Origin of the sequence: Agromyces sp. NPDC127015 (genome assembly GCF_042725165.1) — a bacterium.
GTDB classification, from domain to species: Bacteria; Actinomycetota; Actinomycetes; order Actinomycetales; family Microbacteriaceae; genus Agromyces; species Agromyces chromiiresistens.
The window spans coordinates 541,172-557,302 of sequence record NZ_JBHXDI010000001.1; the positions used below are offsets into that span (position 1 = coordinate 541,172).

The following is a 16,131-nucleotide window of genomic DNA, read 5'->3' on the forward strand; positions in this document are numbered from 1 at the left end:
ATGAGCAGCACGGGCGACGACTTCGGCACCTGGGACCCCTCGGGCCTGAACCGCTTCGACGAGACGGTCGGCGCGCCCGCGGCCGCGGCGCCGTACGACCCGTTGCGGCTGTGCGTCTTCGCGACGATCGCCCTCATCACCTGCGTCTTCGGCCCGATCTCGCTCGCCGTGTTCGCGGGCATCGCGATCGCGGGATACGCCAGGGCCCGCCGGGCGGGGCTCCTGCGCTCGAAGTGCAAGCTCGGCGACACCCGCAACGTGCTCGCCTACCTCGTCGTGCTCGAGGTGCTCGCGCTCGCCGCGGTGCCGTTCTGGGTCATGCTCTGGGCCCGGATCTGGAGCTGAGCGCATGTTCCCGACGCTGCCCGATCTGATCGGCTGGGGGCCGCCGCTCGACACCCACTCGGTGTTCGTCGCGCTCGCCATGCTCGCGGCCGGCCTCGTCTTCGTCATCGAGTCCCGCCGCCGCGGGCAGACCGACGCGCGGGTCGCGGCGCTCGTGCTCGGAGCGCTCGCCGGGGCCGCGCTGTTCTCGCGGCTCGGCACGTGGGCCCGGCATCTCGACCCGTCGCAGAACCTCGACCTCGTCACGCAGCTCACGCGCGGCAACGCCTCGGTGCTGAGCGCGCTCGTCGGCGCCTGGCTCGGCGTGCACGTCGCGAAGCGCATCGTGAAGTACCCGTTGCGCACCGGCGACCTCTTCGCCCCCGCGGTCGCGCTCGCCATGGCCATCGGCAGGTTCGGATGCCTCTTCACCGAGCTGCCCGGAACCCCGACCGGCTCCGGCTGGGGCATCGTGCTCGACGAGGCCGCCGCCGCTCGGGTCGGCGGGCCGGCGGGCGTGCCGCTGCATCCGAGCTTCGTCTACGAGATCGCCTTCCAGGCCGCCGCGTTCGTCGTGCTGTGGTTCTGGCTCCGGCACAAGCCGATCGCCGCGGGCGAGACGCTCACGATCTACATCGCCGCGTACGCGATCTTCCGATTCTTCGTGGAGTTCGTGCGCGGCAACGAGGTCGCCTGGATGGGGCTGACCCGTCCGCAGATGTTCCTGTTGGTCACGATCCCGCTGCTGCTGGCCCGCCTCGCCTGGAAGGCGTCGCGCGGCCGGCTCGCCGCGAACCGAGAGAGGATGGCCGTCGATGGTGCCCGATCCTGAAGAGCCCACGCCTGAAGAGCCCACGCCTGAAGGGCCGGCGCCTGAAGAGCCGGCGCCTGAAGAGCCCACGCCTGAAGGGCCGGCGCCTGAAGAGCCGGCCGTCGAACCGCCTGCGGCCGAAGCACCCGCGGTCGGCGGACCGACGGCGCCCGCGGCATCCGGCCCGGTGCCGCCGCCACCGCCGCCCCCGCCGCCATCGGGCTCGACGGCCCCGCCGTCGTACGGCCCGCCGCCCGGAGGCGGACCGACGCCGCTGCCCTACGACCCGTCGGTCGCACCGCCCCCGGCCGGTCTCAGCACGGGCGCCGGCATCGGCATCGGGGTCGGCATCGGCTGCGGGGCGCACGTGCTCGCGGGCGTGCTCATGCTCGCCACGATGCTCGTCGGCAGCAGCGCGCTGGGCGGCCCGACGTTCCTCGGAATCACCTGGCCGTTCGTGCTCGTCGCACTCGCCGCGATCGTGATGCTCTTCTTCAAGAAGACGCGCGGCATCGCGCTCGGCATCCTCATCGTCGCGGCGGCCGCGTGGATCGTCGTGCTCGGCCCGTGCCTCGGCATGGTCGGCATCTGATCGCGCCGACGAGCACCGCAGGTGCAGCGTGCGGCTACGCTCTCCCTGTTCCGCACTTCCGTTCCGCCCGCCGACGACGCCCGAGACGAGACGACATGCACCCGAACGACACCGCAGCACCCGAACCCGCCCGCCCGACCCGCCGATCGCTCCGCGCCGCGGCCCGTCGCACGGCGGCGCCTGCCGCCCTGCTCGTGGCCATCGCGCTCTCGTCGACCGCGTGCACGACGTCGACGACTCCACCGGCTGCGGCAGCGCCCGAGACGACCCCGGCGGCCGACCCCCCGCTCTCCGCTGCACCCGACGCCGCGCTGCTCTGCGGTCAGGCGAGCGCGTTCGAGGGCATCCGGTACCGCTCCGAATGGGAGCACGGAGAGGGCCTCATCGACGACGCCGGGTACGAGTCGCGCGTCGCGGCACTCCACGACGCCTGGACCTTGCTCGTCGCGGGCGACACCGACGTCACCCCGGCGGTGAAGTACGTGCAGCGCGTGGTGTCGGACGGTGGGCTCGACTCCCCGGCCGGAGAGTTCCAGACGGCGATGGCCGAGCTGGCCGAGGCCTGCGACGCCGCCGGCTCGACGATCTCGATCTCCGCCCTTCCCGGACAGGGGGGCTGAGCGGGGTCTCGAGACGCCCGCTGCGCTCCGGGTCCTCTCGAAGCCACCTCAGCGAGCGCCGAGTGCGGCGTCGTAGCGGTCGAGCACGATCTCGACGAGCTCGGCGGGCGGCGCCGCATCGGGCACGAGCAGCGGGTCGGTGACGACGTCGGCGCCGGCGGTCTCGGCGAGGTCCTGGAAGTAGCCGGGCGCGAGCAGGTAGCTCGCGACGACGACGCGCGCGCCCGAGGCATCCGCCCTCGCCTGCTCGACGGCCGCCGACAGCAGCGGTTCGGCCGCCGAGAGGAACCCGAGCCCGATGTCGCGCCCCGTCGCCGCGGCGAGCCGCTCGCGCATGTCGTGGCAGTCGCGCACCGCGCGCCAATCGCTCGAGCCCGCGACCGAGAGCACGACCGCGTCGTCGTCGCGAACGCCGGCCTCGGCGAGGCGGCGGGCGAGCACGGTCGCGAGCCGGTCGTCGGGCCCGAGGGCTCCCGCGAGTGCGACGCGCCGGTCGGCGGCCGCCTCGACCGCCTCGGTCAGGTCGACGTGCACGTGATACCCCGCCGACAGCAGGAGCGGCACGACGACGGCGGGCTCGCCCGGCGCGAGCGAGGCGAGGGTCGCGGGCACGTCGGGCTGCTCGACGTCGACGTGTCCGAGGCGGGCCGACGGTGCAGCATCCGGATGCCTCGTGCCGAGCGCCTCGGCGACCGCGTCGTGCAGCGCGCGCACCGCCCGCCGCCCTTCGGGCGACGAGGTGCCGTGCGAGATGCCCACGAGGGCGGGAGCGGACGCCGTCATCGTGCCATCGTCGCAGACCGGGGTTGCGCACGTGTTTCGTGTTGCGCCGGGCGACCAGTTCCGAGACGGCCGTCGGCGAGGCGGGCCTCGGCGAGTCGGCGCGGGCCGCGACGGCTCGTCTGCCAGCGGGTCGGGGATGTCGACGGCGCCCCTCGACTCGAGGAAGGTGTTCGTCGTCGTCGTGAGCGCCGATCGCGGCCACGACGAACTGTAGGAACTTCTGCGCGACACGCCGCGTCCGGCGGCTGCGCCACCGGCGGGTCGGGAGAAGTTCCTACATTCGCGCAGCCGCAGCCGCAGCCGCAGCCGCAGCCGCAGCCGCAGCCGCAGCCGCAGCCGCAGCCGCAGCCGCAGCCGCAGCCACCGTGGCCTACGACTCGAACACGAGCGCGAGCGACGTGTCGCCGCACGGCACCACGATCGCGCCGTCGGGCAGCTCGGCACTCTCGGCGGACGCCGCGCCCTCGCGTTCGCGGAGCGGCGCGAGCGCCTCGGCGAGGCCGTCGAGCCGTAGCAGGGCGCCGGTCGCGCGGCGCGGGTCGGTCGAGGTCACGATGCGGCCCGAGGCGTTCACGAGCGTGCACGGATGCCCCGACTCGCGCAGCACGGGCAGGAGTTCGCGTTCGAGGCTCGCCACGTAGAGGTCGGTGCCCACGAGGCCGACCATGGTGCCGCCGACCGCGACCGGCACGGTGATCGTCACCGTGTAGTCGTCGGTGCACAGGTAGTCGACGTACGGGCCGGTGAGGTGCCGGGTGCCCGTGCGAGCCGGCACGCGCCACCACTCGAGGCCCGTGTAGTCGCGGAACTGCTCGGAGTCGGGGTCGCTCACCGCGTCGAGGCGCCGCAGGCCCGCCCCCGTGCCGAACGTGTTCGCACCGCTCAGCCACCATTCGAGGTGCCAAGGCGCATCGGCGAGGTAGCCGGGCGCGGCGACGAAGCCCGCGCCGGTGATGAGACTGCCCGCTCGTTCGAGCGGCTCGCCCACGAGCTCGGCGACGACGGGGTCGAAGGAGGCGGCGCTCGGTTCGGGCATCGCGGCGAGGCTCGCCTCGAGTCGCGTCCGCCAGTCGTCGATCATGGCGAAGACGGGGTCGATGGTCGAGGCGATGCGCTCCGCGATGCGGAGGGCTGCGACGTCGACGGTGACGGTCATGGCCTCGGTCCTTTCTGTGGGTGGGGGCGGGGTCTCGATACGCGCTTCGCGCTACTCGGCCACCTCGAGGGGGGATGCCTCGAGCCGGGCCTTCTCGTCGATGAGCCATTCGACGGCCGTGGCGATGTGGTCGGTCGTCGCCCGGCGGGCGCCGGTGGCGTCGACGGCGCGGATCGCCTCGATCACCTCGAGGCGCGCCTGCCTGCTGCGGTCACGATACGCCTGTTCGCGCATGCACAGCCAGAGCAGCGGTCCCGCTTCGGCCTGCAGTCGCAGCTCCTCGTGCACGAGGCGGGGCGACTGGCTGACCGCCGCGATCTCGAGCTGGAAGCGGCCGATCGCGCGGCGTGCCCCGCCCGCGCTCGTGAGGTCGGCGCGCGCATCGATGTCGGCGAGGCTCGTCAGGTCGTCGTCGCTCGCGCGGTCGGCGGCGACCTCGGCCGCCATGCCGGCGATCGCGGCGTAGTGCAGCGAGAGATCGCGCAGTTCGATGCGGCTGAGCGCGCGCACCCGGGCGTCGAGCATGCGCGCGGCGGCGTCGCGGTCGTGCGTGACGAAACTGCCGCCGTCGCGGCCGCGGCGGGTGAGCACGAGCCCCTTGTCGCGGAGGGCGACGAGTGCTTCGCGGGCGGTGACGACGGCGACGCCGAGGCGCTTCGCGAGCTCCGACTCGCTCGGCAGGCGTTCTCCGTCGCGCAGGACGCCCGCGACGATCGCGTCGGTGAGGCGCTGCTCGACGAGCTCGGCGCGACCGGCGCCGTCGAGCGGCGAGAAGACGACCGCGTGCGTGGCATCGGCGCGGCCGGTGGCCTGAGGCATCCGGCCCTCCCGTTCGCCCTCGTGCAGATCTGTGACACGACCGTAACACGAGGGGCTGGACATTTACATCTGGAGTCATATGATTTGAAACCGACGAACATCTGGTTCCAGATGTTTGGCAGCGACACGTCAGGAATGCATCGAAGGAGATGTCATGACCGAAGCACAGCCGGCGATCCGGCTCACCGGGCTCACGAAGGAGTTCGGTGCCGTCACCGCGGTCGACCATGTCGACCTCGAGATCGCCGCGGGCGAGTTCTTCTCGATGCTGGGCCCGTCGGGCTCGGGCAAGACCACGGTGCTGCGGCTCATCGCCGGGTTCGAACAACCCACCGACGGCACGATCGAGCTCTTCGGCGAGGAGGTCACGAAGCGCGCGCCGTTCGACCGCGACGTGAACACCGTGTTCCAGGACTACGCGCTGTTCCCGCACATGAGCGTGCTCGACAACGTCGCCTACGGCCTCCGGGTGCGGGGCCTCGGCAAGAAGGAGCGCAACGAGCGGGCGCGTCGCGCACTCGCGAGCGTACGCCTCGAGCAGATGGCCGATCGCAAGCCGTCCCAGCTCTCGGGCGGCCAGCGCCAGCGCGTCGCCCTGGCACGGGCCACCGTCGTCGAGCCGAAGGTGCTGCTGCTCGACGAACCGCTCGGGGCGCTCGACCTCAAGCTCCGCGAGCAGATGCAGGTCGAGCTCAAGCAGATCCAGCGCGAGCTCGGCATCACCTTCATCTTCGTGACGCACGACCAGGAGGAGGCGCTGACCCTCTCCGATCGCATCGCCGTGTTCAACGCGGGTCGCATCGAGCAGCTCGGCACGCCCGCCGAGCTCTACGAACGGCCGGTCTCGCGGTTCGTCGCCGACTTCGTCGGCACCTCGAACCTGTTCGGCCCCGAGCACTCGCTCGCGCTGCTCGAGCGCGAGGGCCACCACTCGGTGCGTCCCGAGAAGATGACGGTCTCGACCGCCGGCCAGTCGGGCGAGGGCGTGCGCAACGCCGCCGGCACGGTCGTCGAGGCCATCTACCTCGGCAGCGGCGTACGGCTCGTCGTCGACCTCGACGCGGGTCCGCGGGTGAGCGTGCTCGAGCAGAACGTGCGGGGTCGCGCGCGCGACGACGAGCACGGCGACCGGGTCGTCGTCTCGTGGCACGACGACGACGTCGTCGCAGTCGACGGAGCCGCCGTCGGTCCGCAGAACCCGACCCCGACCGCCGCGGTCGGCTCGGTGTTCCCGGGCATCTCCGGATGAGCCATCCGTGGTCTCGATCGGCGCTTCGTGCTCCTCGACCGACGGAATGCACGGCAACTGACACACAACCACCAAGAGAAACAGGAGAGAACCATGATGCGGATGCGGAATGCGCGACGAGGCGCAACCGTCGGGCTCGCGCTCGCCTCGGTCGCGCTGCTGACCGCCTGCGGCACGTCGGGCGGCGGCGGTGGCGGCGGCGGTGACAACGAGGCCGCGACCGAGCTCGGCGAGACCGAGGGCCAGATCTCGATCCTCGCGTGGCCGGGCTACGTCGAGGACGGGTCGAACGACCCGGCCGTCGACTGGGTCACGCCGTTCGAGGAGCAGACCGGCTGCGAGGTCACCACGAAGACCTTCGGCACCTCCGACGAGGCGCTCAACCTCATGAAGACCGGCGAGTACGACGTCGTCTCGGCGTCGGGCGACGCCTCGCTGCGGCTCGTCGCCGGCGGCGACGTGGCTCCGGTCAACACCGACCTGCTCGAGAACTACGACGGCATCTACGACTTCCTGAAGGACCAGGCGTGGAACACCGTCGACGGGGTCAACTACGGCGTGCCGCACGGGTACGGCGCGAACCTGCTGATGTACAACACCGACGTGATCACCGAGGAGCCCACCTCGTGGGACGTCGTGTTCGACAAGTCGGGCGACTACGCCGGCAAGGTCACGGCCTACGACTCGCCGATCTACATCGCCGACGCCGCCCTGTACCTCATGGCGCACGAGCCCGACCTCGGCATCGAGAACCCCTACGCCCTCGACGAGGAGCAGCTCGCGGCCGCCGTCGACCTGCTCAAGCAGCAGCGCGAGAACATCGGCGAGTACTGGAGCGACTACCTGAAGGAGGTGCAGTCGTTCCAGACCGGCGACACCGTCGTCGGCACGAGCTGGCAGGTCATCCAGAACGTGCTCGAGGGCGAGGGCGGCAAGACCGCGGTCACGCTGCCCGCAGAAGAGGGTGCGACCGGCTGGTCCGACACGTGGATGATCTCGTCGGAGGCGAAGAACCCGAACTGCGCGTATGCGTGGCTCGACTACATCTCCAGCCCCGAGGCGAACGCCGCGGCCACGTCGTACTTCGGCGAGGCGCCCTCGAGCGACGCCGCGTGCGAGTTCCGCGAGGACTGCGAGGCGTACCACGCCGGTGACGCCGACTACGCGTCGCAGATCTGGTACTGGACCACCCCGATCGAGGACTGCGTCGACGGCCGCACCGATGTGAAGTGCACCGACTACGCCGCCTGGACCTCGGCCTGGCAGGAGATCAAGGGCTGATGACGGCCACCCGTGCGGTGCCCGCCCCGCGTCGCAGTGCGGCGCGGGCGGGCTCCGCCTTCCTCAGCGCGCACCCCCGGGCGCGGCTCGCGCTGCTGCTCAGCGCCCCGCTGTTCTGGCTCGGCGTCGTCTATATCGTCGCGCTCGTGCTGCTGCTCGTCACGGCGTTCTGGTCGGTCGACAGCTTCACGGGCGAGATCACCACCGAGTTCACGCTCGACAACATCGTCGAGGTCGTGACCGGCTCGCTGTATCAGACCGTGACGCTGCGCACGATCGGCGTCGCGCTCGCGGTGACGGTGATCGACGTCGCCCTCGCACTGCCGATCGCGTTCTTCATGGCGAAGGTCGCGACCCCGCGCATGCAGCGGGTGCTGCTCATCATGGTGCTCACCCCGCTCTGGGCGTCGTACCTCGTGAAGGCGTACGCCTGGCGGTCGGTGCTCTCGCAGGACGGCATCCTCGAGTGGCTCGTCTCGCCGTTCGGCGGTCACACGCCGGGCTACGGCCTGCCCGCGACGATCATCACGCTGAGCTACCTGTGGCTGCCGTACGTGATCCTGCCCATCTACGCGGGGCTCGAGCGCGTGCCAGACTCGCTGCTCGAAGCCTCGGGCGACCTCGGAGGCAGGACCTGGCCGACGCTGCGGCTCGTCGTGCTGCCGCTCGCGCTGCCGGCCATCATCGCCGGCACGATCTTCAGCTTCTCGCTGTCGCTCGGCGACTACATCACGGTCAACATCGTCGGCGGCACCAGCCAGATGCTCGGAAACCTCGTGTACACGAACGTCGGCGCCGCCAACAACCTGCCGCTCGCCGCCGCGATCGCGCTCATCCCGATCGTGATCATCTTCGGCTACCTCTTCCTCGTGCGCCGCACCGGCGCGCTCGACAACCTCTAGGGGCTCAGGATGCGTCTGTCTCGCCTGTCTCGGACGGTGCTCGGCGTCGTCACCGCGCTGATCCTCGTGGTCGTCTACGTGCCGCTCTTCGTCGTGCTCGTGAACTCGTTCTCGACCTCGACGTCGCTGAACTGGCCGCCTCCCGGCTTCACGCTCGAGTGGTGGGGCAAGGCGTTCCAGAGCGAGGGCGCGCTCGAGGCGGTCGGCACGAGCGTCGGCATCGCGCTCGTCGCGACGGCGGTCTCGCTGGTGCTCGGCACCCTGATCTCGCTCGCGCTGCAGCGCTTCGAGTTCTTCGGGCGCGAGGCGATCAGCCTGCTCGTGATCCTGCCGATCGCGCTGCCCGGCATCATCACCGGTATCGCGCTGAACAACTTCTTCCGCACGATCATGGGCGTTCCGCTCTCGATCTGGACGGTCGTGATCGCCCATGCCACGTTCTGCATCGTGACGGTGTTCAACAACGTGATCGCGCGGCTGCGCCGGCTCGGCACGAGCTTCGAGGAGGCCTCGGCAGACCTCGGCGCCGGCATCTGGACGACGTTCCGGCTCGTGACCTTCCCGCAGCTGCGCTCGGCGCTGCTCGCCGGCGGCCTGCTCGCCTTCGCGCTGAGCTTCGACGAGATCATCGTGACGACGTTCACGGCGGGGTCCGGCGTGACGACGCTGCCGATCTTCATCCTCAACAACATGTTCCGGCCGGCCCAGGCGCCGATCGTCTCGGTCATCGCCGTGGTGCTCGTCGTCGTGTCGATCATCCCGATCTACATCGCCCAGCGTCTCTCCGGCGCGGAGGAACGCCGGCGCTGAGGCATACCCGTTCGTCTTCGCCGGTTCAGGAGATGGGACGCTGCTCAGGACCCACCAGGGGGAACGCGTCCTGAGCAGCGCTCCATCTCCTGAACGGGGGTGGATGCCTCGGCCGGGCGCGCAATGCGCTCCACCGGCTCCGCCGCGGTGATGGCGGCGGCGCCGCGGGCATGCCAGCATGAGCCAGCCGGAGCGACCGGCGACTCGTGACCCGAGAGGGGCGATCGATGACGATCATCCGCACCGTGCCCGAAGCCGACGCGACCGGCGCCGTCGCCGCGATCTACGCCGACGACGTCGACGAGCTCGGCTACGTCGCGCCGCACACCGCGGCGATGGCGATGAACCCCGAGGCGCTGCACGCCTTCGAGCAGTTGATCCGCTCGGTCGTGCCGACGCTCGGCCTTCGACGGTACGAGCTCGTCACGCTCGCGGCGGCGCGCGGCACCGGGTCGGCACACTGCCGGCTCGCGCACGGCGCGAAGGTGCTCTCGAAGGGACTCTTCGACGAGGCGCAGCTCGAGCGGATCGCCCGCGACTATCGCGACGCGGGGCTCGCCGACGACGAGGTCGCGATGATGGCGTACGCCGAGCAGGTCGGCCGCGACGCGTCGGCGATGACCGAGGCCGATGCGCTCGCGCTGCGCGAGGCCGGCTTCGGCGATCGCGAGATCGTCGACATCACGATCGCCGCGTCGGCGCGGGTGTACTTCGGAAGCGCGCTGCAGGCGCTCGCCGTCGACATCGACGCGCCGCCGATGCTCGGCCCGGCCGTGCGGGCCGCGCTCGATCCGCGCTGAGGAGGGGCGACGCCCCGCCCGACGGTCAGAAGCTCGTGACCAGCTCGCCGAGCACGTCGGCGACCTTCGTCGGGTCGGTGGCGTCGTAGAACTGCGCGCCCGTGGCGGTCGAGATCTCGCGCAGGCTCGCAGTGTCGGCGTTCGCGCCGTAGGCGAGGGTGAAGACCAGCACGGGCGTGTCGTCGTGCATGCGCTCGAGGTCGGCGAGCATCTGCTTCTTCGTCGTCGTGCCGGGACCGAGCGTCTCGTTCTTGCCGTCGCTGAGCAGCACGATCGCGTTGATGCGCTCGGGGTCCCACGCCTCGGCGCGTTCCTTCGCGAAGCTGTCGACCGCGGCGTAGAGCGGCGTGAACTCGATGGGCTTGAGCCCGCCGAGCGCCTCGAGGAACTTCGTCCGCTCGGTGCGAGCGTCGGCGACGGGGCTCACGAGGCCGGGCGTGATCGGGCCGTCGTCGACGGCGCTGAACGCGGCGAGGCCGATGTTGTCGCCCTTGGTGAAGTGGCCGAGGGCCTTCTCGATGGCGGCCTTCGCGGCGGCGAGCTTGGTGTCGCCGGTCGCGATCTTCTCCTCCATCGAGCCCGACACGTCGACCAGGAACAGGACCTCGGCGCGCTTGCGCACGTCGGGGAAGGTGCTGTCGATCGCGGCGAGCATCTCCCGGCCGGGGAACGCGAGCGCGCCCGACGGCCGCTCGGGGAGAAGCCCGACCTCGCTGACGACGGGGTCGAGCTCCCCGTTGAGGTCGTGGTAGCCCGAGGCGCGCACGATCTGCTGCCCCTGCTTCGTGCCCGCGAACCGGAGCAGGTCGGCGGCCGCCTCCTTCTCGGATGCGTCGACCCAGGGCCCGGCCAGCACGGTGAAGGGGTTGTCGGCGACGTAGTAGCCGTCGCTCGGGTAGATCGGCACCAGCCGCTCGCCGGGCGGCGTCGACTCGGTGCGACTCACGCCGTCGGGGCTCGTGATGCCGCGGTTGTAGTCCCAGACGGTCTTCTCATCGACGATGACACCCGAGAGGAAGTCGGCGATCGAGCCCTCCTTCTCGGAGAGCCGCGCCTGCGCGAGGAAGCGCTCGGGCGTGGCCATGTAGTGGCTCGTCGCGAGTTCGTCCTGCCGGACGGCGTCCATGACCTCGGGGTCGCGGATCTGGCTCGTCGTGAGCTCGGCGACCGAGCCCGCCTCGCTGCCGAACTCCGCGAGCATCGCCGCCTGGCCCGAGCTCGCCATCAGCGGGCTCGTCTTGCCGAGCTTGAAGGTGCCCCACTCGGGGTGGCTGAGCCAGCTCCACGTGGCGTCGTCACGGGCGGCGTTGAAGACGTCGTTCCACGTCGGGCGCGTCTCGCTCCAGCCGATCGCATCGGCGAGCGGCTGCGGCATCGCGAGCACGATCGCGGAGGAGCCGATGCTCGTGCCCTCGGTCGGCACGTTCGCCGCGCCGCCCGAGTCCTGGGCGACGGCGAGCCAGGAGCTCGCGTCGGGCACCCAGACGGTCGGCTTGTCGTCGGCGGCGGTGCCGGGGAAGCCGCCGGCCGCAGCGGTCGCCGCGGTGCTCGAGGTCTGCTTCGTCACGGTCGCGTCGACGCAGCGCCCGTCGACGCTGCGCGGCTGCGCGTTGTAGCCGTCGACGAGGCGGGCGATGAGCTCGGCGTTCTCGTTCGACGAGAGCACCGTGAGCGCGATGCACGGCTTCTTGCCGTCGACGGCGGAGGGCTGGTCGGCCGGGAAGACGCCGGGCTCGGCGGTCGTCGACGCGAACGGCGTCGGACCGGACGGGTCGGCGCCCTGGGCCGTGAGCACGACGGCGGTCGCGACACCGCCGCCGAGGAGGACCAGCACGAGGCTCGCGCCGGCGATCACCCACATGCGGCGCTGCCGCTGCCGCTGCAGGCGATGGCGATGCCGCACCTCGGAGCGGTCGCGGCGAGTCGGGTCGTCGCTGCTCATCGGCGGCGACCTCGCGCGCTTCGTCGCGGTGCGAGCGTGCTTCGGCTGGTTCGCGCGGCACGGTGGAGGGCCGGCTCCGGCGCGCAGGTGACGGCTTCGTCGGGCATCGTTGCGTCCTGGGGGTGGGTAGGGGGTCAGGCGATCCTATCCTGCGGCGGCCGCGCGGCCAACGGCGCGCCCCCGACCCCCACGGCTCGGACGCCGTACCGCTCGTTCACCGGCCGGGGTGCTGGTGGACGCGCGTGCGATCCCGATGCCCGTGGTGTTCGTTCCCGTGGTGAGCATGGTGGTGGCCGTGCTCGTGTCCGTGGTGCGCGCGCCCCTCGTGCCCGTGCGCGTGCCCTTCGTGCCCGTGCCCGTGGTGCGCGTGCCCGTGGTGCCTCCGGTCACGGTCATCGTGCGCGGCGCGCCCGTGCGAGTGGCCGCGGCGGGCGTCGCCGTGATGACGACGGCGAGGCATCCGCTCGCCCTCCTGCCAGCCGAGCTCGCGGGCGACCGCCTCGAGCGTCGCGAGGGTGGTGCGGTAGTCGTCGGGCGCGACGGCGCCGGCGACGCGCGAGCGCAGTTCGGCGACGCGCTCGCGGAGCGCGGCGTACGAGACCTCGCCCTCCTCGGTGAGTCGCGGCGCGCCCGGCTCGTCGGTGACCCAGCCGCGGGCGACGAGCGGTGCGAGCCGTTCGGGGTGGGCGGTGATCTTGCGACGCAGCCGTGCATCGTCGACGGTGCCGGCGATGAGGTTGAGCCGTCGCCAGTCGCGGCGCGTGATGCCCTCGTCGGCGAAGAGGTCTCGCATCGCGTCGTCGAGCTTGCGGTCGACGACGCGCAGCCAGTACCCGATCGGCCGCTCGGCGGGGATGGGGGTCTCGGTGTTCTCAGGGATGTTCAAGGGTGGTTCCTTCCGTGACGCAGGTGCGTCGCTCGATTGCATGTCTCATGACATGTATATGTACAATGACATACATGAATGATGCGCGTCAAGTCCCGCCCGGCGACCGTCCGGGTGCGGGAGACGGCGGGCCCGAGGCATCCGACCCCGTGGCGGCCGTCGAGGCCGCGCTCGTGGCGATGCGCCGCGACCAGGGTCGAGGCCGGCTCCAGCGCCGCGGCGAGCACGGCGGCCCGCATCACGGTCACGGCCTGCAGGCCGACCGGCACGGGCATCACGGCCACCACCACGGGGATGCCCCGGCGGAGGCACCGCGCCGAGGGCGAGGCGGCCCGGGGCTCGCGCAGGCCGCGAGGTTCCGGCTGCTCGATGCGCTCGAGGCGGCGCCGCAGCCGCCGTCGGTCGGCCAGCTCGCCGACGCGATCGGGGTCGACCAGCCGCGCGCCAGCCGGCTCGTGCAGGCCGCGGTCGAGGCGGGTCACGCCCGTCGCGAGGTCGATCCGTCGGACGCGCGGCGCAGCGCGATCGTGCTCACCGCGGCAGGCCGTCGCGTGCTCGCGGGAGCACGCGACACGCGCCGCGGCGCGGTCGAGACCGCGCTCGCGGGCTTCACGCCCGCCGAGGCCGCCGAATTCGCCCGGCTGCTGTCGCGCTTCGTGGCAGCCTGGCCCCGCGACACGCCCGATGGCGGTCGCACGACCTGATTCCGCACGGCGAGGCGACCCCGGCCAATAGCATTCGAGCTAGGCGGAGCAGAACGCCGTTCGGGGGAGCCGTTGGAGCAGACAGACGTTCTGGAGTACCTGTACGACACGAAGGTGACGCCACCGCCGATGCGACGGGGCCAGGCGAGTCGGCGGGAGCTCATCCGCGCCGCGCGCGAGAGCGGCCGCACGCACGTGGCGGTGACCGCCCCGGCCGGGTACGGGAAGTCGACGCTCGTCGCCGAATGGGCCGATTCGGAGGAACGGCGCGTCGCGTGGGTCTCGCTCGACAGCCTCGACGACGACCCGGCAGCGCTCCTCGCGCTCATCGCGGCGGCGTTCGAGCGGATCTCGCCGTCGAGCTCGGAGGCGATCGGGCGGATGCGCTGGCAGGAGGGCTCGGCGCTCAGCCGTTCGGCACCGCTCCTCGCCTCCGTGCTCGCCCGCGCGGACGCCCCGTTCCTGCTCGTCATCGACGACCTGCACGTGCTGTCCTCCCCTGCCTGTCACGACGTGCTCGATGTGGTGCTCGACGGCGTACCAGCCGGTTCCCAGTGCGTCGTCACGAGCCGGCACGAACAGCCGTACGCCGCCCGGCGGCGCGTCGACGGGCGGCTCCACGAGATCACGACCGCGCAGCTCGGCCTCGACGTCGCCGCTGCTGCGGTGATCTTCCGGCGCGAGCAGGTCGACGCGAGCGACGAGGAGCTCGCCGAGCTCGTCGCGCGAACGGAGGGCTGGGCGAGCGGGCTCGTCCTCGCCGCGCTCGTCGCCCGCTACGAGGGCGACGTGCTCGCGATCACCGGCGAGGACCGGTTCGTGCACGACTACCTCTACCGGGAGCTGCTCGAGAAGGTCCCGGTCGAGGTGCAGGACTTCCTCGTCCGGACCTCGGTGCTGACCAGGATGTCGGGCCCCCTCTGCGACGCGCTGCTCGGCCGGTCGGACTCGCAGGCCATGCTCCGCACGCTGGAGGAGCGCAGCGCGTTCCTGATCCCGCTGGACCGTCGTCGCACCGGCTGGTTCCGCTACCACGAGCTCTTCCGGGAGTTCCTGCTCGCCGAACTCCGGCGGCGGGACCCTGCGCTCGTGGCCCCGCTCCACCTCCGCGCCGCGGATTGGTTCGGCGCGAGCGGTGACCCGGCGCGCGCGATCGAGCACGCGCTCGCCGCCGGCGATCGTGGCCGCTCGGCGCGGCTCCTGACGCAGGCGGCACTTCCCGGGTACCAGAGCGGGCGGTTCTCGACGGTCAGCCGTTGGATGGACCTCGTTGGCGACGAGGTGATCGAGACCATCCCGCCGCTCGCCGTCCTCGCCGCCTGGACGGCGGTGCTCAACGGGGACGTGGCCGGGGCCGAGCGGTGGGCCGACCTCCTCGGGCGGCTCGACCCGGGCGAGGATCCCGACGGCGTCGACCTGCCGTTCGTCGGCGGCCGTGCGCTGCTCGCGGTGGCGATGCTCCGCGACGGTCCCGACACGGGGATGTCGGACGCGATGACCGCCCTCCAGACCGTGCCGGTGTGGAGTTCCTGGCGCGATCTCGCGTTGTGCCTGTTCGGCGAGATGTGCCTGCTCGAGGGGCGCACCGAGGAAGCTGATCGAGCATTCGCGGAGGCTTCGGAGATCGCGACCCGGCGTCGGAACTTCGTGCGCCTCGCCCTCGTCGAGTCGGAGCGCGCCGGCATCGCGATCGAGGACGGGCGCTGGGACGATGCCGCCTCGCGCGTCGTCGTCGCGTTGCGAGCCGTCGAGGAGGGACACATCGAGGACTACGCGATCGCCTCCCTCGCGTGGGCCGTCGGAGCTCGAGTCGCCCTCCACCAGGGCGACGAAGCGAAGGCGCGGGAACGCCTGGCGCAGGCGATGCGGACGCGAGCGCTCAGCACCTACGTGCTCCCGTTCATCGCCGTCCGCGTGCGCCTGCACATCGCGAAGGCGCTGCTCGCGTCGGGCGATCGCGACGGGTCGGCGCAGTCGGTGGAGGAGATCTCCGGAATCGAGGTCCACCGGCCGCGCCTCGGGCGGCTGGGCGATCAGGTGCGCTCGCTTCGAGAGCGGCTCGACATGGCCTCAGTGGCGGGCAGCCGGCTGACGCCCCTCACACCCGCGGAGCTCAGGCTGCTCCCGTACCTGCAGACGCACCTGACGCTCGCCGAGATCGGCCAGCGGCTGTACCTGTCGCGGAACACCGTGAGCTCCGAGACGGCCTCGATCTACCGCAAGCTGCAGGTCACGACGCGGGGCGCCGCCGTCGACCGGGCGATGGCGCTCGGCCTGCTGGGGGCCTGAGCGGGTGGCTCGGGCATGAGCTGAAGAACGGGGGCCGCCGCGAACCCGAATCGCAGCGACCCCCTCACGGTCAGGGATCTGACCGTCGGCCGGGCTACCCGACCCAGACCTGGAACCCGATGCCCGACGCATCCGGTTCTATCGGTTAAGGAGTCGCGGTCGC

At 71.9% G+C, this 16,131-nt stretch carries 16 protein-coding genes; 11 read left to right on the top strand and 5 right to left on the bottom strand.

What is annotated here, in order from left to right:
• The 4 genes from ACFWGP_RS02480 (at window position 1) to ACFWGP_RS02495 (ending at window position 2,347) form a co-directional block, all read left to right on the top strand.
• The gene (locus ACFWGP_RS02480; protein ID WP_376930055.1) at window positions 1–345 is read left to right on the top strand and encodes a hypothetical protein; all 345 of its coding nucleotides are present in this window, start codon (window positions 1–3) and stop codon (window positions 343–345) included.
• Between the two features lie 4 nt (window positions 346–349).
• Entirely contained in the window at window positions 350–1,156 is an 807-nt protein-coding gene (locus tag ACFWGP_RS02485; protein ID WP_376930056.1) for a prolipoprotein diacylglyceryl transferase, read from the top strand.
• Window positions 1,140–1,727 (top strand): hypothetical protein, encoded by a 588-nt coding sequence (locus ACFWGP_RS02490; RefSeq protein ID WP_376930057.1) that lies wholly within the window; start codon window positions 1,140–1,142, stop codon window positions 1,725–1,727. The genes ACFWGP_RS02485 and ACFWGP_RS02490 overlap by 17 nt, the downstream gene beginning before the upstream one ends.
• Window positions 1,728–1,822: 95 nt before the next feature.
• Window positions 1,823–2,347, top strand: a complete 525-nt coding sequence (locus tag ACFWGP_RS02495; protein ID WP_376930058.1) for a hypothetical protein — start codon at window positions 1,823–1,825, stop codon at window positions 2,345–2,347.
• A 48-nt stretch (window positions 2,348–2,395) separates the two neighbouring features.
• Here the strand turns inward: ACFWGP_RS02495 and ACFWGP_RS02500 are convergent, their stop codons facing one another.
• The 3 genes from ACFWGP_RS02500 to ACFWGP_RS02510 form a co-directional block, all read right to left on the bottom strand.
• Window positions 2,396–3,130, bottom strand: a complete 735-nt coding sequence (locus ACFWGP_RS02500) for a sirohydrochlorin chelatase (RefSeq protein WP_376930059.1) — start codon at window positions 3,128–3,130, stop codon at window positions 2,396–2,398.
• Window positions 3,131–3,500: 370 nt separating this feature from the next.
• Window positions 3,501–4,286 (bottom strand): cache domain-containing protein, encoded by a 786-nt coding sequence (locus tag ACFWGP_RS02505; protein ID WP_376930060.1) that lies wholly within the window; start codon window positions 4,284–4,286, stop codon window positions 3,501–3,503.
• A gap of 51 nt (window positions 4,287–4,337) precedes the next feature.
• Complete coding sequence (locus tag ACFWGP_RS02510) at window positions 4,338–5,105, bottom strand: FadR/GntR family transcriptional regulator (RefSeq protein WP_376930061.1); 768 nt, start codon at window positions 5,103–5,105, stop codon at window positions 4,338–4,340.
• Window positions 5,106–5,259: 154 nt separating this feature from the next.
• Here ACFWGP_RS02510 and ACFWGP_RS02515 point away from each other — a divergent pair, with 154 nt between their 5' ends.
• The 5 genes from ACFWGP_RS02515 (at window position 5,260) to ACFWGP_RS02535 (ending at window position 10,147) form a co-directional block, all read left to right on the top strand.
• Window positions 5,260–6,354 carry an ABC transporter ATP-binding protein gene (locus ACFWGP_RS02515; protein WP_231429378.1) on the top strand — a complete coding sequence of 365 codons (1,095 nt, stop codon included), beginning with the start codon at window positions 5,260–5,262 and terminating at the stop codon, window positions 6,352–6,354.
• Between the two features lie 93 nt (window positions 6,355–6,447).
• Window positions 6,448–7,635, top strand: a complete 1,188-nt coding sequence (locus ACFWGP_RS02520; protein ID WP_231429379.1) for an ABC transporter substrate-binding protein — start codon at window positions 6,448–6,450, stop codon at window positions 7,633–7,635.
• Complete coding sequence (locus ACFWGP_RS02525; RefSeq protein WP_231429382.1) at window positions 7,635–8,537, top strand: ABC transporter permease; 903 nt, start codon at window positions 7,635–7,637, stop codon at window positions 8,535–8,537. The genes ACFWGP_RS02520 and ACFWGP_RS02525 overlap by 1 nt, the downstream gene beginning before the upstream one ends.
• A gap of 9 nt (window positions 8,538–8,546) precedes the next feature.
• Window positions 8,547–9,347, top strand: a complete 801-nt coding sequence (locus tag ACFWGP_RS02530; protein ID WP_231429383.1) for an ABC transporter permease — start codon at window positions 8,547–8,549, stop codon at window positions 9,345–9,347.
• Between the two features lie 227 nt (window positions 9,348–9,574).
• A complete protein-coding gene (locus ACFWGP_RS02535; protein ID WP_376930062.1) occupies window positions 9,575–10,147 on the top strand; it encodes a carboxymuconolactone decarboxylase family protein in 573 nt (190 codons plus the stop codon).
• Window positions 10,148–10,172: 25 nt separating this feature from the next.
• Here the strand turns inward: ACFWGP_RS02535 and ACFWGP_RS02540 are convergent, their stop codons facing one another.
• Both ACFWGP_RS02540 and ACFWGP_RS02545 read right to left on the bottom strand, forming a co-directional pair.
• Window positions 10,173–12,089 carry a substrate-binding domain-containing protein gene (locus ACFWGP_RS02540; RefSeq protein ID WP_376930063.1) on the bottom strand — a complete coding sequence of 639 codons (1,917 nt, stop codon included), beginning with the start codon at window positions 12,087–12,089 and terminating at the stop codon, window positions 10,173–10,175.
• Window positions 12,090–12,303: 214 nt separating this feature from the next.
• Window positions 12,304–12,975 (bottom strand): hypothetical protein, encoded by a 672-nt coding sequence (locus tag ACFWGP_RS02545; RefSeq protein ID WP_231429389.1) that lies wholly within the window; start codon window positions 12,973–12,975, stop codon window positions 12,304–12,306.
• A 74-nt stretch (window positions 12,976–13,049) separates the two neighbouring features.
• On the opposite strand from ACFWGP_RS02545, the gene ACFWGP_RS02550 reads away from it, so the two are divergent.
• The gene (locus ACFWGP_RS02550) at window positions 13,050–13,679 is read left to right on the top strand and encodes a MarR family winged helix-turn-helix transcriptional regulator (protein ID WP_231429392.1); all 630 of its coding nucleotides are present in this window, start codon (window positions 13,050–13,052) and stop codon (window positions 13,677–13,679) included.
• A 72-nt stretch (window positions 13,680–13,751) separates the two neighbouring features.
• The gene (locus ACFWGP_RS02555) at window positions 13,752–15,968 is read left to right on the top strand and encodes an AAA family ATPase (RefSeq protein ID WP_376930064.1); all 2,217 of its coding nucleotides are present in this window, start codon (window positions 13,752–13,754) and stop codon (window positions 15,966–15,968) included.
• Window positions 15,969–16,131 lie beyond the last annotated feature (163 nt).